17 protein-coding genes and 1 pseudogene are annotated in these 21,924 nt (G+C 46.5%); 9 read left to right on the top strand and 9 right to left on the bottom strand.

What is annotated here, in order from left to right:
- Positions 1–28: 28 nt before the first annotated feature.
- Positions 29–889 (top strand): sulfotransferase family protein, encoded by an 861-nt coding sequence (locus IQ257_RS08480; protein WP_193872957.1) that lies wholly within the window; start codon positions 29–31, stop codon positions 887–889.
- A 57-nt stretch (positions 890–946) separates the two neighbouring features.
- On the opposite strand, the gene IQ257_RS08475 is transcribed toward IQ257_RS08480, so the two are convergent.
- On the bottom strand, positions 947–2,389 hold the full coding sequence (locus tag IQ257_RS08475; RefSeq protein WP_193872956.1) for a sugar transferase: 1,443 nt from the start codon (positions 2,387–2,389) through the stop codon (positions 947–949).
- Between the two features lie 439 nt (positions 2,390–2,828).
- Complete coding sequence (locus IQ257_RS08470; protein WP_228060534.1) at positions 2,829–3,935, bottom strand: tetratricopeptide repeat protein; 1,107 nt, start codon at positions 3,933–3,935, stop codon at positions 2,829–2,831.
- Between the two features lie 242 nt (positions 3,936–4,177).
- On the opposite strand from IQ257_RS08470, the gene IQ257_RS08465 reads away from it, so the two are divergent.
- Positions 4,178–6,235: an elongation factor G gene (locus tag IQ257_RS08465; RefSeq protein ID WP_193872988.1), complete on the top strand. Its 2,058-nt coding sequence runs from the start codon at positions 4,178–4,180 to the stop codon at positions 6,233–6,235.
- Positions 6,236–6,384: 149 nt separating this feature from the next.
- Here IQ257_RS08465 and clpB read toward each other — a convergent pair whose 3' ends face one another.
- Positions 6,385–9,048: an ATP-dependent chaperone ClpB gene (gene clpB / locus IQ257_RS08460; protein ID WP_193872955.1), complete on the bottom strand. Its 2,664-nt coding sequence runs from the start codon at positions 9,046–9,048 to the stop codon at positions 6,385–6,387.
- Between the two features lie 384 nt (positions 9,049–9,432).
- Between clpB and IQ257_RS08455 the strand changes: the two genes are divergently transcribed.
- A complete protein-coding gene (locus IQ257_RS08455; RefSeq protein ID WP_193872954.1) occupies positions 9,433–10,317 on the top strand; it encodes an aspartoacylase in 885 nt (294 codons plus the stop codon).
- Between the two features lie 374 nt (positions 10,318–10,691).
- Here the strand turns inward: IQ257_RS08455 and IQ257_RS08450 are convergent, their stop codons facing one another.
- Both IQ257_RS08450 and IQ257_RS08445 read right to left on the bottom strand, forming a co-directional pair.
- On the bottom strand, positions 10,692–12,029 hold the full coding sequence (locus IQ257_RS08450) for a hypothetical protein (protein WP_193872953.1): 1,338 nt from the start codon (positions 12,027–12,029) through the stop codon (positions 10,692–10,694).
- A 197-nt stretch (positions 12,030–12,226) separates the two neighbouring features.
- Positions 12,227–13,972, bottom strand: a complete 1,746-nt coding sequence (locus IQ257_RS08445) for an ABC transporter ATP-binding protein/permease (protein WP_193872952.1) — start codon at positions 13,970–13,972, stop codon at positions 12,227–12,229.
- Positions 13,973–14,077: 105 nt separating this feature from the next.
- Here IQ257_RS08445 and arfB point away from each other — a divergent pair, with 105 nt between their 5' ends.
- Positions 14,078–14,494 carry an alternative ribosome rescue aminoacyl-tRNA hydrolase ArfB gene (arfB, locus tag IQ257_RS08440; protein ID WP_193872951.1) on the top strand — a complete coding sequence of 139 codons (417 nt, stop codon included), beginning with the start codon at positions 14,078–14,080 and terminating at the stop codon, positions 14,492–14,494.
- A gap of 45 nt (positions 14,495–14,539) precedes the next feature.
- On the opposite strand, the gene IQ257_RS08435 is transcribed toward arfB, so the two are convergent.
- Complete coding sequence (locus IQ257_RS08435) at positions 14,540–15,229, bottom strand: hypothetical protein (protein WP_193872950.1); 690 nt, start codon at positions 15,227–15,229, stop codon at positions 14,540–14,542.
- 272 nt (positions 15,230–15,501) lie between these two features.
- Positions 15,502–16,236, bottom strand: coding sequence for a diacylglycerol/polyprenol kinase family protein (locus IQ257_RS08430; protein WP_322744252.1), 735 nt, complete (start codon positions 16,234–16,236; stop codon positions 15,502–15,504).
- A gap of 36 nt (positions 16,237–16,272) precedes the next feature.
- Here IQ257_RS08430 and yidD point away from each other — a divergent pair, with 36 nt between their 5' ends.
- The 5 genes from yidD to IQ257_RS08405 all read left to right on the top strand — a co-directional run bounded on the left by yidD (position 16,273) and on the right by IQ257_RS08405 (position 20,905).
- Complete coding sequence (yidD, locus tag IQ257_RS08425) at positions 16,273–16,506, top strand: membrane protein insertion efficiency factor YidD (protein WP_193872949.1); 234 nt, start codon at positions 16,273–16,275, stop codon at positions 16,504–16,506.
- 650 nt (positions 16,507–17,156) lie between these two features.
- Positions 17,157–17,888, top strand: a complete 732-nt coding sequence (locus IQ257_RS08420) for a M15 family metallopeptidase (RefSeq protein ID WP_193872948.1) — start codon at positions 17,157–17,159, stop codon at positions 17,886–17,888.
- Between the two features lie 77 nt (positions 17,889–17,965).
- Entirely contained in the window at positions 17,966–18,340 is a 375-nt protein-coding gene (locus IQ257_RS08415; RefSeq protein ID WP_193872947.1) for a DUF3110 domain-containing protein, read from the top strand.
- Between the two features lie 102 nt (positions 18,341–18,442).
- Positions 18,443–19,360, top strand: coding sequence for an N-acetylmuramic acid 6-phosphate etherase (gene murQ, locus IQ257_RS08410; RefSeq protein WP_193872946.1), 918 nt, complete (start codon positions 18,443–18,445; stop codon positions 19,358–19,360).
- Positions 19,361–19,363: 3 nt separating this feature from the next.
- Positions 19,364–20,905 carry a site-2 protease family protein gene (locus IQ257_RS08405; protein WP_193872945.1) on the top strand — a complete coding sequence of 514 codons (1,542 nt, stop codon included), beginning with the start codon at positions 19,364–19,366 and terminating at the stop codon, positions 20,903–20,905.
- Between the two features lie 151 nt (positions 20,906–21,056).
- Here IQ257_RS08405 and IQ257_RS08400 read toward each other — a convergent pair.
- Both IQ257_RS08400 and IQ257_RS08395 read right to left on the bottom strand, forming a co-directional pair.
- A pseudogene (locus tag IQ257_RS08400) lies at positions 21,057–21,371 on the bottom strand (aquaporin); the annotation flags it as partial.
- Positions 21,372–21,387: 16 nt separating this feature from the next.
- Positions 21,388–21,924, bottom strand: a 537-nt coding sequence (locus tag IQ257_RS08395; protein WP_193872944.1) for an IS200/IS605 family accessory protein TnpB-related protein, incomplete at its 5' end; no start/stop codon positions are given.

The raw sequence follows: 21,924 nt of genomic DNA, 5'->3' as shown, positions 1-21,924 counted from the left end.
CTACTGATAACATCAAGGAGATAATTCTATGACAATGCCTAATTTTCTGGTTATCGGTGCAATGAAGTCTGGGACAACTACACTCCACAACTATCTAGCTCAACATCCACAAGTTTATATGAGTCCCCTAAAGGAACCACATTTTTTTTCCTACAAGGGTCAAGCAAATCGTAAAATCACCAATCTGGACGATTATCATGCCCTCTTTCAAGGAGTCTCTGACGAAATAGCCATTGGAGAATCATCGACTACCTACCTGGCATTTCCAAAAATTGCTTCTGAACGTATACACCATTACATACCCAACGCTAAGTTGATCGCTATTCTACGAAACCCCTCTGAGGCAGCCTATTCGCTTTATTTAATGATTCATCGTAGTAAATTAACAGGTAGTAGTAAACAGCAAATACTCGATGGGTTTGTTCAAACAATTCAAAACCGTTCTGGAAATATTAAAGGTCGATATTACTACGGTCAACTTAAGCAGTATTTTAGATTGTTTGACCGAGATCAGATAAAAATTTATCTTCATGAAGATCTCATAACCGAGCCAGATAGCTTATTACAGGATATTTTTAGATTTTTGGGTGTAGATGAGAAGTTCGTGATTGATAAATCTATTATTTCCAATAAAGGAGGAATTCCTAAAAATAAACTTCTTTATGATTTAATAAAGACTTTAAAAAATAATCGAACTCTCAAAACCCTTATCCCTCAAAGCTTAAGGGAGCCGATTTATCGTACCTATATTAGTATAAGAAACAGCAACTTAGAAAAATATCCCCAACTCCCTCCAGAAATCCGCCAGCAGCTCATTGAACTGTACCGAGAAGACATTTTAAAACTGCAAGATTTGCTCCAGCGAGATCTTTCAAAATGGCTAGATTAACACATCGCTGTGCTGAGTTAAGGATGGGGTAAGCTTGAAACCCCAATCCCCAATCCTCTAATAAGCCCCCTCCTTCCCAAACACCACCTTAACCGTCTGCAACAAAATCTGAAAATCCAGCGACAGCGACCAATTCTGAATATACGCCATATCCAACCGAAACACCTCCTCAGAATCCTCTACATTCGAGCGCCCCGAAATCTGCCATAACCCCGTTATCCCTGGCAACACCTCATGGCGAATCTGATGATGATCCTCAAACCGTTCCACATCTCGCATCGGCAAAGGACGCGGACCCACCAAACTCATTTTCCCCATTAAAACATTAATCAACTGCGGTAACTCATCCAAACTGTACTGCCGCAAAAATCTGCCAATACGGGTAATCCGGGGGTCATCCTTCAACTTAAACAATATCCCCCCCTTCATCTCATTCTTCGCCTCCAGTTCCTTCTGCAACTTATCCGCATTCACCACCATAGTGCGGAACTTCCACACCTTAAAGCGACGCCCCTTCAAACCCACCCGTTCTTGCTTGTAAAAGATAGGACCTGGAGAATCAAACTTGATCAAAATAGTGATCGCCAAAAGCAAAGGACTAATCAACAACACAATCGTCACTGAAGCCACCAAATCAAAGCCACGCTTTATCCAGAAATCACTCCCCACAATCGGCGGTGAGCGAAACCGAATCGTCGTAAACCCATCAATCATCTTAACTTCCGTCCACTGACTCGGCAACTCCAAACTCACCGGCAAAACCCGCAAATCAAGCCCAGCATTCTTCAATTCCCAAAACAGAAAAATTGGATCTTCAATCGAATCCCAGGAGCAAATAAAAACTTCATTAATCCCTGATTTCTGAATACTTTCGAGAGTGCGAGTCCACTCTTTAGAATTACTCCTGACCGCTAAGTCCGCCTCACCTTTAACATCAAACTGGGCAGATTTATCCAATCGCTTCCGGGCTTTCTCGATATCCCCTGGGTTGCCAATCAAAAAAACCGTTTGACGTAAACTTCCTTGTTGACGTAAGTTCACAATCACCGTATGCAGCAGGAACCGTTCTGCAAAGACAAACGCCAGAGACAGCAACCAAGCAATTAAGAAGGTTGAGCGGGCTATAACCAGGTTGGGTTCGTAGAAAAAAACAATATTGAGCAGCACAATCTGCCCCAATGTTAAGGCTTTGAACAGACTCAAGAAACTGCGGCGTCTATCATCCGTGCTGTAAAGTCCTGACGCAGCCAGAATTCCCAGGTAAATCATGACGATGGGTAGCAAAAAGCTCTCTGAGTGTTGAGTCGTACCCCCCAATAGCTGAAAAGAATTAACCGGTGTCCCCAGGGTATCCGCAATTATCCACGCCAAAGACAGCGTCAGGCTGTCCAAGATGACGAGAACTAATACCCGAAGCCAACCTAAACCTAACCCGCGACGAAGTTTAGCAATTAGTGGAGCGCGGAGATCGATCCTACTAACCGAATAATCTTGGGGCATTCCCTTACTCCGATAAGTTCAGTAGAGATTCTGCTGCGTGATGATTTCATTATCTGAATAGTTCTAAAAGGCTCCCATCGTTGATAGTCACAAAACAACGATCAATATGACACTCAGGGTTTTCTGAGCGGTGACGACACGTTGTGCTGCCGTAACAAGACATCCTTGGAGCTGTTTCAACTCTAAAACCTAAATCTGCTCATCAACAGGCATCATTGCTTCTGCCTTTCACCCCATATCCTATAGTAGTTTGTTCCAATTATATCGAATCAAAGATTACAAAAGCCCCTTCCAGCTTGAATTGCTGCCATTCCAGCTAGTAACGGACGTTCTCTTGCAAATTCTTGCTAGGATTCGGATCGAGTTGATTGTAATATTTCTTTATAATTATCCGAAAGAGAGTTATTTTACCTGTCGATATCCCTCTCGAATCACTGTTCTAAGGAGTAGAATTTTGCGATCGCTCCAGCAGAGCCTCAGCATTGTCCGCCCACTCAGCATTACCTTGGGCAGTGTAAAGCTCTCTGGCATATTCTAAAACTTGTTGGGCATCACTCAACCGATTCTGGTGCAAAAATACCAAACCCGCCCCATAGTAAGCATTCGCATAGTCAGAATTACTCTCAGCAGCTTGCCGAAAGGCTTGAAGAGCACCATCCAAATCTCCCTGATGAAATAATATCGAACCCAAACTATAGTAAGCCTCTGGGTACTTGGGGCTAATTTTAATCGCTTGCTGCAACGCCTTTTTTGCCTCATCCATCTTCCCCTGCTGCCAATAAGCCAACCCCAGATGGTAAGCAGGTTCTGGAGCATTCCGGCTTAACTCCATCGCCCGTTTAAACGCCGCGATCGCTTCTTCAAGTTCTCCCGACTGCGAGAGTACCAGACCATAGTTATAATGGGCAACACCCAAGTTAGGGTTGAGTTCAATCGCCTTGAGCAGGTAATTTCGCGCCTGTTGCACATTATTACCCTCCAAGAGAGCCGCACCTAAATTCGCAAAAGCTAGAGCAAAATCAGGATCTATCTGAGTGGCTTGATAAAAAGCATCCGCCGCTTCCTGCAACTGCCCCGCCTGCCGCAACGCTAACCCCAGATTGTAGTGCGCTGGCGCTAGCTTTGGGTTCAGTTGAGCCGCTTCCCGAAAAGCAGCGATCGCTTCAGGCAACTTGTTCTGTTGAATTAAAGCCAGTCCTTGGTTAAGCTTCTCGAGTGCGGCAGGTTGTGTCGGTTTTAGCGGCGGCAGAGACTGGGCAATGTACTCCCTTCTCCCCACTTCCCCTCCTGCACCCTCCTCCACAACACCTACCGATTCAGCCACGGGTGGTACAACGATGCCTCCTAGCATTAGCAAACTTAGCCCGACAGCAACGCCTCCCCATCGGCAGACACAAGTAGACGCGATCAATTGCGTCTTTACAGAATTACCCTGCTCCCCTACCTCCTGACGACGGATTGCCATACTATCAATAAAGGTTAAGCGTACTTGGGGTAATTTTTCCATTTTGCAACGAATTTTGTTCCAAGTATTACTTAAGTTCATAAAAATTTGGAAGTCATTCATTTCCATTAATCTTACTTAACTTTAAATGGATTTTCCCTTACAAGACATTGCAAAGTTTATCTCATTGATATCAGAACGCGCTAAGTTTACAGTAGATAGCTATAGCTGTTGCCGATGGGGAAATCGAGAGGTTGCCTCTTTAGCAAGTGGTGCCAATGGAACACAACCTCACATCAGTACCCCATCACCTCATCACTATTATTGATTCTGGGGGAACGATCATGACCCAAAAAGCCGTTGAAGCCACCCGTAATGTGGCAATTGTTGGTCCCTATTTAAGTGGCAAGACCACCCTATTAGAAAGTTTGCTATTTGTTACCGGAGCCATCACTCGCAAAGGTAATATTAAAGACGGTAACACAGTTGGCGATAGTGCCAACGAAGCCCGCGATCGCCAAATGACCGTCGAAGTTACCGCTGCCAGTACTACATACCAAGGAATTCGCTTCAACTTCATCGACTGCCCTGGTTCTATTGAATTTACCCAAGAAACCTACAACGCCTTAATTGGGGTGGATGCCGCTGTCGTGGTTTGCGAACCCACAAGCGATCGCATCCTCACCCTTGCTCCTTTATTCAAATTCCTCGACGACTGGGAAATCCCGCACTTAATCTTTATCAACAAAGTCGATCGTCTTACCTGTGACGGCGGCACTTGTGGTCAACCCTACCGAGAAATTTTAGACGCCCTAAAAGCGGTTTCCAGCCGCCCCCTAGTCCCTCACCAGTACCCGATTGGCAAACAAGAACAGCTAATCGGGTTTATTGATCTAGTCAGCGAACAAGCCTATCATTACCATGCAGGTGCCCCCGCCGACCCCGTACCCCTACCCGAATCCTTAAAAGACGCTGAACAGGCTGCACGGGAAGAAATGTTAGAGTCCTTAGCTGACTTTGACGACCACTTGCTAGAAGAACTCCTAGAAGAAATCGAGCCGCCTCAAGAAGAAATCATCCAAGACCTGAAAATGGAATTGGGTGCCGACTTGATTGTACCTGTATTCGTGGGTGCTGCCGAACAAGATTATGGTGTCCGCCACCTGATGGATGCCCTATTGCGAGAAGCTCCAGCTCCAGAAATCACTGCCCAACGGCGGGGACTCGAAGGCGAAACAGAAACCCCAGTGGCACAAGTTCTCAAAACCTATTACACCCCTCAAGGTGGTAAACTCTCCCTCGTGCGCCTATGGCAAGGTCAACTAACAGACGGCAGCATTCTCAATGGCGTCCGGGCTAGTGGTTTATACCACCTCCTCGGTCAGCAACAGCAGTCTGTCTCGGAGGTCAATGCAGGTGATATTGTCGCCATTGGACGTTTAGAAGGTATTCAAACCGGCGATACTTTAACGACTGACACCGGAGAAGCCCGACGAGAATTACCAAAAGCGGATTCTCTAACTCCAGTCTATGCCTTAGCGATCGTCGCTGAAAATCGCAAAGACGAAGTGAAGCTCAGTGGTGCTGTTACTAAGCTACTCGAAGAAGACCCCTCTCTGACTTGGGAACAACACGGCGACACCCACGAAATTATCCTTTGGGGACAAGGGGAAATCCACCTACAGATTGCCCTCGACCGACTGCGGCGCAAATACAATTTGCCCATGACTACTCATCTGCCACGAGTTCCCTATAAAGAAACAATCCGCAAATCAGCATCCTCCCACGGGCGTTACAAACACCAAAGTGGCGGTCACGGGCAGTTTGGCGATGTCTACCTTGACATCAAGCCCCTGACTCGTGGCGAAGGTTTTAACTTTTCAGAAACAATAGTCGGTGGTGTTGTACCGAAGCAATATATCCCCGGTGTAGAGACAGGAGTGCGGGAGTATTTGTCACAAGGTCCTTTGGGCTTCCCCGTAGTGGATGTGGCAGTAACGCTGACTAACGGTTCTTACCACTCTGTCGATAGTTCCGAACAGGCATTCAAGCAAGCGGCACGACTAGCAATGACGGAAGGGATGCTCAAGTGTGAACCGACGCTCCTAGAACCGATTATGTCGGTTCAGGTCTGTGCACCCACAGAGTTTACGTCCAAAGTTCTACAACTGATATCTGGACGGCGCGGACAAATTCTCAACTATGAACCGCGTATAGATTGGCAGGGTTGGGACTGTGTTTCTGCCTACCTACCCCAAGCTGAAATGCATGACTTTATTGTCGAGTTGCGATCGCTTACCTTGGGTGTTGGTTTCTTCAACTGGCAGTACGACCATCTCCAAGAAGTCCCCGGTAAGCTCGCTGATCATGTACTGGCAATCAATGGTAATGGTTCTCGCTAACTATAGCGTTTCTCTATCGGGTGAGGTATACCTTGATAAAGGCAGGGAGTAGGGATTATACCTTATGTAAGTGAAAAAGTCAAAGAATGAGGGTAAAGCTTTTGTATACAAGGGTCTTGCCCTCTTTTTTCACAGAACTTTACTCAAACTCAGTGAACCGATTGAGGTTCTGGCAAATTCACTGCACCTTTCTTATTAAACGTCAGAACATTATCGACGCAATCGACAACAATCGTGTCTCCTGCCACAAAGGTATTTTCCAACAGTTTTGTCGCAATCGGATTTTCTAATTCCCGTTGAATTGCCCGTTTTAAAGGACGAGCACCATAAACCGGATCATAACCCACATCCACCAGATAATCCCGAGCCTCCGATGAAAGTTCGATCACAATTTTTTGATCTGCCAACAAACGCTGAATCCGTTGTAGTTGAATCATCACAATTTGACTCAGTTCTGTGCGCGTCAGGGTGTGGAAGATCATGATGTCATCCACCCGATTAACAAATTCTGGGCGAAAATGCGATCGCAACGCCTGAGTCACCCGTTTCCGCATCTCCTCGTACTGCGAATCATCCCCAGCAACACTCAAAATATGATCGCTGCCAATATTGCTAGTCATGACAACGATTGTATTGCGGAAATCCACCGTCCGCCCCTGAGAGTCGGTAATGCGTCCGTCGTCAAGTACCTGCAACAAAATGTTAAATACATCCCGGTGCGCCTTTTCCACTTCATCCAGCAACACCACCGAGTAGGGACGCCGCCGAATTGCTTCTGAGAGTTGCCCTCCCTCTTCGTAACCCACATATCCCGGAGGTGCGCCAACTAACCGCGACACCGCATGCTTCTCCATGTACTCCGACATATCGATCCGGACGATAGCATCCTCACTATCAAACAGAAACTGTGCCAGCGCCCTTGCCAGTTCCGTTTTCCCCACACCCGTTGGACCCAAGAACAAGAAGGAACCAATGGGGCGTCCGGGGTCTTTCATCCCCGCCCTAGCGCGACGAATTGCCGCTGCAACCGCCGCTACCGCTTCTAATTGCCCAATCACCTGCTTGTGCAAATGACCTTCTAGCTGCAATAACTTTTGCCGTTCCGATTCCAGTAGTCGCTTGACGGGAATCCCTGTCCACTTAGCCACAATTTCGGCAATATCGGCTTCCGTGACTTGTTCCCGCAGCAAGGCTGTCCCTTGAGTTTGCAACTCCAACATCATGCTCTCTTTGGCTTCGCGGTCGTGCTGCAAAAGCTCCAGTTGCCCGTATTTGAGCTGGGCTGCCTGATTCAAATCATAGGCGCGTTCTGCCTGCTCAATCTTGACCCGGAGTTGGTCTTCTTCTTTTTTAAGATTGTTGATTTCTTCTAGGAGTTGCTTCTCCGATTGCCACTGATTGTTAAGTTGTTCGTGTTTCCCTTCTAAATTGTCAATTTCTTCTTCAATTCCGGCGAGGCGTTCTTGAGAGGTACGGTAGGTACTGCTAACGGCGGCTACACCCTGGCGCTGGCTTTCTGCTTCTAGGGATAACTTTTCCATCTTGAGCTGCATTAGCCTGCGGTCAATGGCTTCCAATTCCACTGGTTTGGAGGTTATCTCCATTTTCAGCTTTGCTGCCGCCTCATCCACCAAATCAATGGCTTTATCGGGTAGAAATCGGTCTGCTATATAGCGGTTGGATAGCGTTGCTGCTGCTACCAGTGCTGAGTCGGTAATGGTGACGTTGTGGTGAACTTCGTAGCGTTCCTTGAGTCCCCGCAGAATTGAAATAGTATTTTCTACCGTGGGTTGCTGTACCAGAACCGGTTGAAAGCGGCGTTCTAATGCCGCATCTTTTTCGATATGCTTGCGGTACTCGTCTAGGGTTGTGGCACCAATACACCGCAATTCTCCCCGCGCCAGCATCGGTTTGAGCAGGTTACTGGCGTCCATTGTCCCTTGACCGGCACCGGCTCCCACTACTGTATGCAATTCATCAATAAACAGGACAATTTGCCCGTCTGAGTTGGTAACTTCCCGCAATACAGCTCTGAGTCGGTCTTCAAATTCGCCCCGATATTTCGCCCCAGCAATTAAACTTCCCATATCCAAGGAAATTAACTGGCGATTTTTCAGGGATTCGGGAACATCACCGTTAATAATACGCTGTGCCAGTCCTTCGGCGATCGCAGTTTTACCGACTCCGGGTTCGCCGATGAGAACGGGGTTATTCTTTGAGCGCCGCGAGAGTACCTGCACCACGCGGCGGATTTCTTCATCCCGTCCGATTACGGGGTCGAGTTTGCCAGCTTTAGCCTGTTCGGTCAAATCCCGCCCGTATTTCTCAAGGGCATTGTAACGAGCTTCTGGACTTTGATCGGTGACTTTTTGTGAACCCCGGATGGCTTTAATTGCTGCCTCTAGCTTTTCGCTATCCAGGTTTAAGGTTCTGAACAAGCGCCGTCCTACCCGTTCGTCAGCGGCTAAACCTAGCAGTAAATGTTCGACGGCGATGTAGTTGTCCTGTAGGGTAGCTCTGGATGCCTCTGCATTATCCAACATTAGGTCTAAGCCGCGACCGAGGTACAGTTGATCGACGTTGTTAACTTTGGCTTGACGGTTGGCAAAGGCTTCCAATTGCTGCTTGAACGTCGGTACATCAACCGTAACCCGCGATAGAATCAGCGTGGCTAGACCCTCTTGTTCTAACATGGCGATCGCCACATGCTCCACCTCGAGATTTTGGTTTTTGAAGCGACGGGCAACATCTTGGGATTGAGCGATCGCTTTCCAGGCTGTTTCGGTAAACTTGTTCGGGTCGGTGGGCTGCATTTCCTATAATCAGTTCCGATTAATATAGTATCTCCCGTCTGAAGTATAACAATCTACTACCCTAGGCTAGTTATCTGAATGATGCTGTTGATTGCACTTCATTGGGATGCGAGGGCTACGGGGATTGTGTTTTACCCTGTTTCACCTTCAGGAACTGGTCTAAGACGGCAGAGGAATTATCGCACCGCCAAACTGTCATTATCTGTAACGTAAGCATCTGTTCCTAAATTGCTCAATCGATAACTCCCTATCCGCTGAAGATTTTGGACATTGCCGGGAAGTAAAGTAACTCTTACTCCTCATCACTCCTATGTTAAGTATTAAGGGCAGAAAAGCAATAATCCTCAGTACTAACTCAACCTATCGAATCAGGGAGGGAATCTCATGATTAATAAAACTATCAATCGAGTTGCCATTGTTGGTGGTACTCATGGCAATGAATTGACAGGTGTATATTTAGTGAAAAAATTTAAACAATCACCCCATCTGATTCAGCGTTCTACGTTTGAAACTGTTACATTATTAGCTAACCCAAAAGCGGTTAAAGTCGGAAATCGCTACATAGACATGGACTTAAATCGCTGCTTTAAACCTCAAGATTTGCAAAACCCAATGCTCGGCAGTGTTGAACAACGGCGAGCTAAAGAAATTGCTAAACAAATACAAGAATGGAAAGTCGATGTTCTGATCGATATCCACAGCTCAACTGCCAACATGGGGTTAACCCTCATTTTGTTCAATGAACATCCCTTTCTTTGGCGTTTAGCAGCTTATCTGAGTGCTATCAATCCGGCGGTAAAAATTTTGCAAAATAAACAATCTGCTCAAGACAGTCCTTACCTCAGAAGTCTCTGTGAACTGGGCTTTACCCTTGAGGTTGGTTCTATTTCTCAAGGGGTTCTGAATGCAGAATTATTTCAACAAACGGAAGATATTATTACTTTAATTTTGGATTATATAGAGCAGTCTAATCAGGGGAAAATACTCCCGATTCCCAGCACTATTACCGTATACCAATATAGCGGGAGTATTGATTATCCAAGAAATGATGACGGCGAAATTCAGGCGATGATTCACCCTCAGCTTCAGTTTAAGGACTATGAAGCTCTCAATCCAGGAGAGCCAATATTTCTGAGTTTTGATGGCTCTGTGCATTCCTATCAGGGAGAATCAGTCACCTATCCAGTCTTTATCAACGAAGCAGCTTATTACGAGAAGGGTATTGCTATGTATTTAACGACTAAAGAAACGGTAATATTAGATCTATAAAATTGCTCACGGGAAACAGATACCGGAATTCTAGCAAGATGCTTTACTCTGGCAGTAGAAATGAGGGGGGATAATTCAGTTAAAGTCCCCCGTGATATCCAAAGCACAGCAACATCTGACTCCCCTCTTTTTAAGGACAGAAATTGGTTTCTCTTCATCAATTGAATATCTGTCGAATTTTTCTGGAGTAGAAGGATCATCAAGCCTCTTCTCAATCGCTTCCACTATAAGTCCTGTAATCTCCTCTTCTGTGAGATTGCAATGAACTTGTGGCAAGACATCTTGATACCCCCAGGCAAGAAGCTGGTGTGCATCTCGCCGAAACCCATAATCATATGAACTCCGCGCAAATGAGTTAAGATTCTCTGCCCCCATTATCGAACCACCTCATGTAGTTCACGGTTTGCAGACAGTATTTCTGCGATGATGTCATCCGAATCATTTAGAGCTTGTGTTCTAGTCCAGTCGATTAAACGTGGAGACTTACAGATGTAAACTCTTGAATCTTCAAAAATACGCAGGCTTCGTTGCACATACACCCATTGGCTAAAACGTTGTTTTGTCTTCTCCTGAATGTAAGTAAGAAATGAAGATGAGTCTCCCTGCTCCTTCTCAATACTCACATTTATAGGAGCATCTGATTGAACAAATTCTACTGAGCATACAATCAAGTTACTTGAGTATATCAATTTAATTTTATGTCTCAGTCCACTACCTTCTGTAAAATAATCTAGTTCATATCTCAGATATAGACCATAATTTTGAAGATGCTCTTCACTCGGAGATGCAGTTGCAGGAACAACAGATTTACCTTTATTAAGCTGTAATTTAATAGAAATGAATTCTCTAGCAACGATTCCAATATTTTTAGGAATTAATAAAATATATTCCACAACATTATCTAATAAATGCTGAAGAGAATCATCTGGAGTATCTGTAAATTTTTCCAAGTACGCTAGTCTTTTTCCTAGCTCTGCAAGTTCTTTGACTTGTTCTGATGAAAGTTCAGGTAGAGCAATCTGCCTTAAATCTTTAGCATAAAGCTTACTACGCCCTACCCCCCATGAAGAGCTATTAAAAAACAAGAAATATTGAATAACACTTGAATTTAATAAAATTGAAATAGCACGTAAGTAATCTGCAACAGGCTCAGGCGTGTAGACGGCACCAACTTCTTTACCCGTTCCTTGTTCTCGTAGAAACTGCTCATAGATGGATGACAGCGTTTCAACTGGAATGTAGAAGAAGTTATACGCTTCAAAGTCAAGATGTAGCTGCCCTGATGCAGGATCATCCCCCTTGAAAGTAGATGCTACGAGAGCAACGATTTCATTTATACTGGTTACCTCCCTAATGTTTGGGGGTAAGGAAAAAATAGAGCCATTAAAGCGTTGCTCTAGAATCTCGGTTAAATGCAGCAATCCAGCTAAGGTTGCTCTGCGACTGAGTACGCTATCTATCTTTTCTATTCTCTTTACTAAGCCCTTTTTTTCATTTTCCACAGAGAAATCAAACCCTGTGTAGACTCTAATTTCATTAGGAAGGAGAATGACTAGAAAAGGTGCATTTCCTAAATTCCAGAGCCTGCGATGAATCTCCCTAGCCTCATCTGTTGTTTTAGCTTCAGCCACATAGACAGCCGGACGGGGTGGAAGGCGATCGCTTAATCCTGTCCCCCGTTCCCCCAAAACAATCTTTTGGGCAACCGCCACACCTGAAGAACGGGCAGAACGATTAATACAGTGGGTACAAAGCCACAAAGACAGCCCCAATCTGCCAGACGAAGCCTTGCGGCGGGAGAATATTTACTAATGACAAAACCTGCAATGGCTGATTCCTCCGTTGTTATCCCGCCAGGGGTTCAAACCCCTGTCTCATAGCCAAAGTCCACTTAAGTGGACTTGAGCTATTAGCAAGGGACTTGAGTCCCTTGCGGGTACTCCGGTTGTTCTTCAATCAGAGCCACAGGCTGTTTAATCTGCCACGTCTTATCCTGGGAAAGTTCCAGCAAAGACTGATGGTAATTTGCCAACGTAGAGCGATGCCCCACACTCAAAAAAGTAGTGCCTTTCGCCTGCAAATGTTGATATAACCGCTCCTCATTCCCCAAATCTAACGCGCTGGTTGCTTCGTCCAGGATGGCATAGTTCGGTTTGTTCAGCAGCAACCGGGCGAAAGTCAACCGTTGTTGTTCGCCCAAAGACAGGACATCTGCCCAATCCTGTTCGGCATCAAAGCCACCAAATCGTTCATCTAAACCCACTAAATTCACCTGCTCCAAAACCTGCTTCAAATGTTCGTTCTCTACCTCAAGATGACTGTTGGGATAAAGCAGTTGATCGCGGAGAGTACCCAATACCATGTAAGGACGCTGCGGCAAAAATAGAATCTGGTCAGATTCAGGACGAACGATCGCACCCGTGCCAGAATCCCACAATCCTGCGATCGCCCTCAGCAGCGAACTTTTGCCGCAACCACTCGCCCCCATCACCAAAAGTCCCTGCCCAGCAGGTAACTCTATCGACAAATCTTCTACCAACGTCCGCTGATAATTAGGTGTTTGCAGACTCAGGTGTTCCACTGCCAGACGATCTGCCTCAACCGTCTGAATCCGTGGCTGTTGCTCGTCGGATTCCTGGGTTGCCTCTGTCTGTTCTAAAAACTGGGCAAAGGTATAGAGACGATTAATTCCAGCGCCAAACGTGGTTAATTGCTGGAAGCGGGCAACGACAAGATTGAGCGAGAAAAAGACGCGGATAAAAGCTCCCTGCGCTTCAGAAACTTTGCCCACCTCCATTTCTCCTGCAAAAATCGCGGGTGCGACAACCAGAGCTGGCAGGACGAAGGGGATAAACTCATAAGCATTCGTCAGAATATTTAAGTTCAACTCCCAAACTAGCAACCGTTTGACATTCTCAAAGACATCCAAAAACCGATGCTTGACCTGATTCGATTCCTGCTCCTCCCCCCGATAAAAAGCGATCGCTTCTGCATTCTCCCGAATTCGCACCAGGCTGAAACGTAAGTTGGCTTCCCTTTTGAGTTGTTCAAAGTTGAGTCGGACAAGCGGCTTACCAAACACAACCGTTGTCACCAGCGTGCCAATCAGGGCATACAGCACCAGAAAAAACACCAGAGGTTTAGAAATACCCCAGAGTACACTACTAAAAGCAATCACCGACAGCACCGACTCCACCAACACCAACAAAAAGGTGAGAGACTCCTGGGTAAAACTGCGAACATCCTCCGCAATCCGCTGATCCGGGTTATCAATCTCTGTTTCTGAGATATGTAGGTTGTAATAGGCGCGATCGCGAAAGTAGTTATCCACGAATCGATGGGTGAGCCATTTCCGCCATTGCAAACTGAGGCGATCGCGCAGATAAGTATAGCCTGCTAACAGAGGTGCATAAATCACCAACACACCGATGAAAATGATTACGGTTTGCCAGAAACGGGCTTCATCCTGGGCTGAGAGGGATGAAATCAGCACCCCTCGCTTGTTGTTGAGTACCACACTCAACCCCGTATACGCCAGCAGACACAGCACAACTCCCAGCAGTAATCCTCTAGCTTGCCATTTTTCATCCCCTGACCAATAGGATTTGGCGATCGTCCAGAACTGCTGGACTATATTGAAGTTCAATCGATCCATCGGCTTGCTTTCCTTACAACTCGGTCTGCGGTGGAGATCATCGGTGAACCAAGGTAAAATTTGCTCAACGACTGATGCAACCCATCTCTGGACAATTGTTAAATTATGATACAAATTTCTAACAATGTGAGCATTCCAGAGTATGAGATTGAGATGAGTGCAGTGCGCTCTCAAGGAGCAGGAGGGCAAAATGTCAATAAGGTGGCGAGTGCAATTCACCTGCGCTTCGACATCACGGCTTCCTCCCTGCCGGAACGCAACAAAGAGCGGCTGTTGAAGCTTTCCGACCAGCGCATTACCAAGGATGGGGTGATTGTCATCAAGGCTCAAGAACACCGCAGTCAGGAGCAGAACCGGGAAGAGGCATTGCAACGATTACAAGATTTGATTAAAAGCGCGATCATATTACCCAAACGCCGTAAACCCAGCAAGCCAACTCGGAGTTCTCAAAGAAGGCGTTTGGATAGCAAAACTAAGCGAGGTCAGATTAAATCGATGCGAGGAAAGGTTACGGATGAATGAGCTCGTTTACCGATGCTAGTGAAGACAAGGGCAGTTTATGAAGTATCACAAAACTTGACGCAGTTGATGCTGTTCTTGGTTGAACTGCCTTTGTTCAAGGCTTAACAGATCGTAATCGATGGGAGAGCGCATATCCCACTGGACTTCTGCAAATAGAAGCAGACTGACTACCATAACAATACCGGTTGTGAGAAATTGCCAGCCACCTACATACTGTAAGAGAGCAATGCCTAACAGGTGAGTAATACAAGCAAGGATAAAGGCACGCGATCGCATTCCTACGCCGGTGCAGAGGTAGCCAAGGGCACTCAATCCCAACCACATCGGACAAAGACGGATCAAGATTTGTCCCCAACCCAAAAAGATGCTGAGGTCTGTCAGAACCAGACCAGCAACCATGAGAATAACCCAGCCGTAAAGTACCCAACGAAGTCGCTCTATTTTTACCCAAAAGTTAGTGAGTCCCACCATACCCAATGTGCCGATCAGGGTGAGGGCTGACCATAGTCCGGCTTGGATTGTCCAACTAATGGGCAGAAACTGAGCTGTGATGAAAATCGCGGCGCAAATCAGACCCCAGAGGATAAATACTTGGTCAATGCGCGTGTAAAAGTTTGAAATTAGAGTTTTTTGCCCCATTTTCCAATGAAGGTGTAACAGTCCTTGACGATCTTGAAAATCAAGTGCTTCGTGTTTGGTGCGAATAATTGGCTCTGTGGGATTAAAGAAAGTCATTCGGTATCTGCGATTAGAGAGAAGTTGCGGTAACGAAAAATCAGTCTTTGGGGGGAAGTTCACTTATCTTAATAATATTACGAAATGTATCATAAATAAACCCGGCTTATACCAAGTCTTCCCAGATTGGCTACCAGTACTGGTACTACTCCCGCCTTAGTCAGGGGGAGTCAGTTTGTAGCGTATTAAACAAGAAATGGTATTAGTGTTCAGCGAGAGTGACACCGATTGGTCAAAATATAGCTCACAAATTGAAAAATGGATCGTCAATATTAACTGCCAAGGGATAGCAGTTGACTCAAGTAAAAAGCTAACGCTGCACTACCTACGGGAACCGTAAGGTTATCAATACCGAATTTAGAGAACGCTTCTAAAGCTGTGGCAACGAACCCAATCGCTACAGGCACTAACCATGCCTGCCAGACATTACCTTGAACGCTCAAGAGAACCAGACTGCTAACAGCGTAGCTGATTAGAGCCATGGTCAGAGAACCTTCCCAGCTTTTAGTCATGCCCCAGAGTTGATAGGGATGCCGACCGAATTTCTGACCGATTAATCCTGCCAATCCATCCCCCCATGCCATCACTAAAACTCCGATCGCGGCATACTGGAATTGGCGTAGAGTCCAAAACCAGGCAATGAGAACACCGATACTAACAGCGTAGAAAAACGTGCCGAAGCTATTGCGTCCGACACTGTTGATACCGGGCAGCAAAGGGATGTAATAGGACAAAAGCGCGATCGCACTAGCGATAACTGAAGCCGAGATGCCCACCCAAGCAGGTATTTGTAACCACCAAGCTATCAAAATTACATTACCCGTACCGATGTGAACAATCTTACGGGTTAATTCTGAACTTGTAGCGGCACGGCGATGGAGAGTTTCTGCTGAGAGGACGATGGCACCTAGACCGAGTGCCACTATACCGATTTGCCACCACAATGGGGGTATGGATTCTAACCAAGGTATTGAGTAAAGCAAAGACCCACCGATAGAAACTAGCAAAGCCTTTATTCCACTCTATTCGATTTAGGTTCTAAGATGAAGACCTTATTAATTTTGCTGATTCGAGGTTACAGAGCTTTTATTTCCCCTTTATTTCCCCCAACCTGCCGCTTCCACCCGACTTGTTCTACTTACGCCCTGCAAGCGATAGAACGCTTTGGTTTGTGCCGGGGGAGTTGGCTGGCGCTGCGACGCATCCTGCGCTGCCATCCGTTTCATTCAGGCGGCTATGATCCGGTGCCTGAAGTAACTGAACCTTTAGAAAAATAAAGCTCAAAGCAATGAATTAGTTGGTTTCTAATGACCTGTGCTGCGCCCAGTAAATTATTGCAATTACTTGAATTTACTTCACCATCGTTAACGAGTCAATCAGCCAATTTGCGGAGAAAAATTAAGAACTATTGCTGAGGCAGTGACTTAGGGAAGAGACAGATAATGGTATCTAAGCACATACGACCTTATCAGGGCTTACGCAATAGAGTTTATTAGCAGTATCTCCGTGTCTAGGCGTAAGTCCTGTTTATTTGTGTTCCAGGAAACCGAATGACCCCTGAACCACGTCTAGGAATTTATAACAGTTACTTATATTTTAATGTTGAGTGAGCTGTTACAAAATCGACCAGCCGATTTTATTAAAATAAATTTACACTTCTTAACAAAAAAGGAAATTTATCCGTAGTATCCGGGTATTTCAGGACTGTTTCCCAGGTTAATTTCCGAGAATTCACTGATTCGCCATTTTTTGGCAGTCGGATATTTTAAGTGGTGAAAGGAAACACTGTATTCAAACACCCTCTGGTTAATCGCACTGATTGCCAGGGGATTTTTTTCTGGGATGGGCAGGCAAATTAGCGGATAGCAAGAGCAAGGGGAGAGAAATTGTTATCTTTGACTGCAACTTAACTAGAAGCCCTAACTAGATGAAACCCTATCATCAAATTCCCATCCGAGAATGTGGAGAATCCCTGGTACCCATTCCCTTGCCACAGTTTGCCATTGAGTTACCTCACCCGTACCAAAAATTAGGAGCACCTTACGGGAAAATTTCCCCCTACTATCTACGTCAAAGTGTCCTAGAAGCGCTGATTGCTGCTCAAACTCAGCTACAGCAGCAGTCTCCGGGTTGGCGGATCGAGATTTTTGATGCCTATCGACCTATAGCCGTTCAGCAATTTATGGTAGACCATACCTTTTCTGAGGTCGTTCGGGCGCGGAACTTAAACCTATCTACCTTATCTGACAATCAACGCGACGCCCTTTGGCAGGAGGTTTATCAACTTTGGGCATTACCTAGCACCAACCCCATGACGCCACCGCCTCACAGTACGGGTGCGGCTGTGGATATTACCCTGGTAAATGCTACGGGTCAAACATTGGACATGGGTTCTGCCATTGACGAACTCTCACCGCGCTCTCATCCCGACTACTACGCCAACCAGCCAGAAAAGCCCTATCATTACTATCGGCAATTATTGCAGGCTGTCATGGAATCAGTGGGGTTCCGGCGTCATCCTGGGGAGTGGTGGCACTTTTGCCTCGGCGACCAGATGTGGGCGTGGTTGTGCCATCAAGAAAATCCCACTCAGACATTTACTGCCTGTTACGGTCGCATCTCCTTAGAAGATTCAGAAAGGCTAGCCCCTAGCCCCTAGCCCTTACTTCCTACTCCCTACTCCCTAGCTCTTATCAGATATTCTGGGAAAAGACGGTTTTGTTCAATGCAGATCTAATGGTTGCACCGAAACGAGTATTCATTCTCTTATTTAACGCCGGAACAGACAACGAGGGAATTCACACCCTGCAAGTTGGCGATCGCAATGTGGTGTTGATGTTTGAGTCAGAGGACGACGCTACCCGCTTTGGCTTGATGCTGGAAGCCCAGGATTTTCCAGAACCTACGGTGGAAGCGATAGATATCGAGGAAATTGAGGAGTTCTGCCTCAGTACAGGGTATGATTCCCAGCTTATTGAAGAAGGGATGCTGGCAACGCCTCCTGAAAAAAATGTGGAAAAAACCGACTGGCAAATGGATACTGAGCGCGTCCAAGAACCCGAGATATCTGACCTTGACCGCATTCGCCGTCAGTTAGAGGGATTGTTGTAAATTAAAACTTTGGTTTTTTGTCATTTGTCATTCGTCCTTTGTCCTGTCTAATGACTGATGACTAATGACCAGTGACTAATAACCAAACATCAAAGTGAAATCATGAAGGATTTGCAGGAGCGGGGACATCTACTAACGGAGCAGGTTAACCCCAATAGTCAGAATCTCGATCAGCTAACTTCACTAGAGTTAGTGGATTTGTTCAATCAGGAGGACGCCAAAACCCTCAGTGCGATCGCAGGGGCTCGAACCCAGCTAGCCCAAGCCATTGACCTCACGGCTAATGCCCTTAGGCAGGGAGGACGCCTTTTCTATGTCGGTGCTGGCACCAGTGGACGCCTAGGAGTACTCGATGCTGCTGAATGTCCCCCAACTTTTTGCACGCCCCCAGAACTGGTACAAGGAATAATTGCTGGTGGGGCAGGGGCATTGGTGCGGAGTTCGGAAGATTTGGAAGACCGAGAAGAAGATGGGATGGAGGCGATCGCTCATCGTCACATAACCGAACTGGATGTTGTTGTCGGTATCACAGCGGGTGGTACTACTCCCTTTGTGGGTGGTGCTCTGCAAGCTGCACGGCAGCGAGGAGCCACAGCAATTTTACTTGCCTGTGTTCCAGCCGATCAGGTGAGTATGGAGGTTGACGTGGATATTCGGCTGCTCGTGGGACCGGAAGTATTGGCAGGTTCTACTCGCCTGAAAGCCGGTACAGTCACAAAAATGGCATTGAACATCCTTTCCACAGGCGTTATGGTGCAACTAGGTAAAGTTTATGGCAATCGCATGGTGGATGTCGCTGTCACTAACAAAAAACTCCACGATCGCGCCCTACGAATTCTGCAAGACCTTACAGGTTTAAACCGAGAAGCAGCAGGTTTTTTACTAGAGAGCAGTAGACGTCGGGTCAAACTGGCGCTTTTGATGCATTGGACGGGATTGGAACCCCAAAAAGGTGAGGAGCTACTGGCAGAACACCAAGGCAATCTCAGAGCCGCTATTCAAAGTTGTAAAAAGGGCTGAAAAATGTTTAACGGATCAGAGACGACTGCAACAGTTTTAATTTTTTTAGTAGCACTCGGTATTCTGGGTTGGGGTTTCAACCGAGCTCGGTCTTACGGCAAACTCGGCATACTCGCTTGGTTGCAGTCAGTCGTCCTGACGGTTCCCTGGCTAGTGTTTTTCGGTCTGTTTGCTGCCGGAATTTACCTCAATCTCGTCGGCATTCTATTTTTATTAGTGGCTTCAGCCGGGTTGTATATCGTTTTGGGCAAGCGTTTGCGCAAAGCGGGTCAAGAGCAGTTTTTGCAGGAGCGGGCTAAGACACTGCTGAATGAGAAATCCGGTACGAGTGAGGGTGAAAAACCAGAAGAGGCAGAGGGGAAAACGCCAGAAAACCTCACCTCATCTGCAAGTGGCACCAGTCCTGCTACAAGTGAGGTTGTGCCGATTCCCAGCGAAGACCTCAAAAGCATTCAGGGAATTTTTGGCATTGATACATTCTTTGCTACGGAAACGATTCCCTACCAGGAAGGGGTCATTTTTAAGGGCAATCTGCGGGGCAACGATCCGGAGGAAGTCCATTCCCGTTTATCGGCTAGCTTGGAGGAGCGATTGGATGATCGCTATCGGTTATTTTTAGTGGAAGACCCGGAAGGAAAACCCGTAACGATCGTTCTTCCCAGTAGCAATGACCCCCAACCAGCAACTGTACCGCAAAAAATCCTGTCAATTATCTTGCTGATTGCCACAATTGCCACAACCTTGGAAGCGGCAGGATTGCTGCTGAACTTTGATTTCTTCAATACCCCAGAACGATTTCAGGACGCCCTGCCTATCAGTATTGGAATTTGGACGGTTTTCGCCGTTCACGAAATGGGTCATTGGTGGGCGGCACGGCGCTATCAGGTACGTTTGAGTTTGCCGTTTCTGATTCCGAGTTGGCAAATTGGCTCGTTTGGCGCAATTACCCGCTTTGAATCGCTGATACCGAATCGCCAAGCCTTATTTGATATTGCCTTAGCAGGACCGGCGGCGGGTGGCATTGTCTCTCTACTCATGCTTATGGGCGGGTTGCTGCTGTCTCATCAGGGAAGCGCGTTTCAAGTCCCCGTTCAGTTTTTCCAGGGTTCGGTTTTGGTCGGAGGTTTGGCACGGCTGGTTTTGGGAAGTTCTTTGCACAATGCGGTCGTTGATGTTCATCCCCTAACCGTTGTGGGCTGGCTGGGTTTGGTGGTGACAGCACTAAATTTGATGCCTGCCGGACAGTTGGATGGCGGACGGGTTGTGCAAGCGATCTACGGACGCAAGACCGCACGACGTGCCACGATTGCTACGTTGGTGTTGTTGGGAATTGTCGCGTTGGTGAATCCTGCCAATCCGCTGATTTTGTACTGGGCGATTGTGATTCTGTTTTTGCAGAGGTCTTTGGAGCGTCCTAGCCTCAATGAAATTACTGAACCGGATGATACCAGAGCAATTTTAGGTTTGTTGGCGCTATTTTTGATGGTGGCAACCTTGATTCCCTTGACACCTGCTGTAGCAGCGCGTCTGGGAATTGGTACTTAGAAAGGATAAACCTCTTGCAAAAGTCAAACGTTGCTATGAAAAACTTATACTTTCAGGCATTGTTTAGGTAGGGCTTGCAAGAGGTCTAATAATTAGTTAAAAACGAACAGTAGCGCCACCTGACTACAGACGCTCAGAATTTTGGGTTAGCTTATGGGATTGTTTTTACAGGTTGTCTCTCTATCTCTTGTCGTGATTCGCTGAACAGCGATAAGTAGAGAGAGCCTGCCACGATTCCTCCTAAGATCGGTGCTAGCCAGAACAGCCAAACTTGAGAGAGAGCTAAGGAGTGACCTCCGAAAATGGCTACGATCAGTGCAGGACCGAGACTTCGTGCGGGATTGACCGAAACATTAGTCACGGGAATTCCAATTAGATGAATTAGTGTTAGCCCCAAACCAATCGCAACTGGGGCGAAACCCTGAGGCGCACGTCGATCAGTTGCCCCCATGATGATCATTAAGAACTTGACACTCCCCGGTCTAAAGACGCGGGGATTCTGCTGACAAAGTAGATTGTGGCAAAGCCCACAATCTAACTCTCGCTACGGTCGTCAAACACCGTCTACCCAGTCGGTTTAGGTCAATGCCTAACTTTCTGGCTACTTTTCTCAAGATATTAGCGCTGCCGTTAAGGTCTGCGTTAACAATTGAGCCGTCACCACTCTTGAACAACCCACGTTTGATGCGTTTTCCTGATGCTTTCCACCCTTCTGGCTTTTCGCCAAATTTGGGTAGGGAGTCTCCATCAAGATAACTACCTTTGCTGGTGTAGGCTTCTTCTGTCACCTCTAAGCGAATACCGTAAACTTCACACAATTGCTGCAATCGGTCTTTAAGTTTGCCTAAGGGAATCTGAACAAATTTTTGATTGTTCAGCCTCCCCATATTGACATTATCTTTGAATCCTTCGTTCCACCCCAAAACAATCGTGCTTATGCCATATTTTAGGCAGTGGTTGACAATCAACCTTGCCGCCTTGTTGATACCATCCCTCATCCGGTGATTTCGCTTTCTGGT

Source organism: Coleofasciculus sp. LEGE 07092 (genome assembly GCF_015207375.1).
GTDB lineage: Bacteria > Cyanobacteriota > Cyanobacteriia > Cyanobacteriales > Coleofasciculaceae > LEGE-07092.
This window is presented reverse-complemented; position numbering and strand designations above follow the sequence as displayed.

Coding starts and splice junctions, on each gene's coding strand:
- IQ257_RS08470 (WP_228060534.1), bottom strand. CDS start 3,935: ATGAACTTAAGTAATACTTGGAACAAAATTCGTTGCAAAATGGAAAAA.
- IQ257_RS08405 (WP_193872945.1), top strand. CDS start 19,364: ATGTTTAACGGATCAGAGACGACTGCAACAGTTTTAATTTTTTTAGTA.
- IQ257_RS08445 (WP_193872952.1), bottom strand. CDS start 13,972: ATGGATCGATTGAACTTCAATATAGTCCAGCAGTTCTGGACGATCGCC.
- IQ257_RS08475 (WP_193872956.1), bottom strand. CDS start 2,389: ATGCCCCAAGATTATTCGGTTAGTAGGATCGATCTCCGCGCTCCACTA.
- arfB (WP_193872951.1), top strand. CDS start 14,078: ATGATACAAATTTCTAACAATGTGAGCATTCCAGAGTATGAGATTGAG.
- IQ257_RS08455 (WP_193872954.1), top strand. CDS start 9,433: ATGATTAATAAAACTATCAATCGAGTTGCCATTGTTGGTGGTACTCAT.
- IQ257_RS08480 (WP_193872957.1), top strand. CDS start 29: ATGACAATGCCTAATTTTCTGGTTATCGGTGCAATGAAGTCTGGGACA.
- IQ257_RS08420 (WP_193872948.1), top strand. CDS start 17,157: ATGAAACCCTATCATCAAATTCCCATCCGAGAATGTGGAGAATCCCTG.
- IQ257_RS08415 (WP_193872947.1), top strand. CDS start 17,966: ATGGTTGCACCGAAACGAGTATTCATTCTCTTATTTAACGCCGGAACA.
- IQ257_RS08465 (WP_193872988.1), top strand. CDS start 4,178: ATGACCCAAAAAGCCGTTGAAGCCACCCGTAATGTGGCAATTGTTGGT.
- murQ (WP_193872946.1), top strand. CDS start 18,443: ATGAAGGATTTGCAGGAGCGGGGACATCTACTAACGGAGCAGGTTAAC.
- IQ257_RS08435 (WP_193872950.1), bottom strand. CDS start 15,229: ATGACTTTCTTTAATCCCACAGAGCCAATTATTCGCACCAAACACGAA.
- clpB (WP_193872955.1), bottom strand. CDS start 9,048: ATGCAGCCCACCGACCCGAACAAGTTTACCGAAACAGCCTGGAAAGCG.
- yidD (WP_193872949.1), top strand. CDS start 16,273: ATGAAGACCTTATTAATTTTGCTGATTCGAGGTTACAGAGCTTTTATT.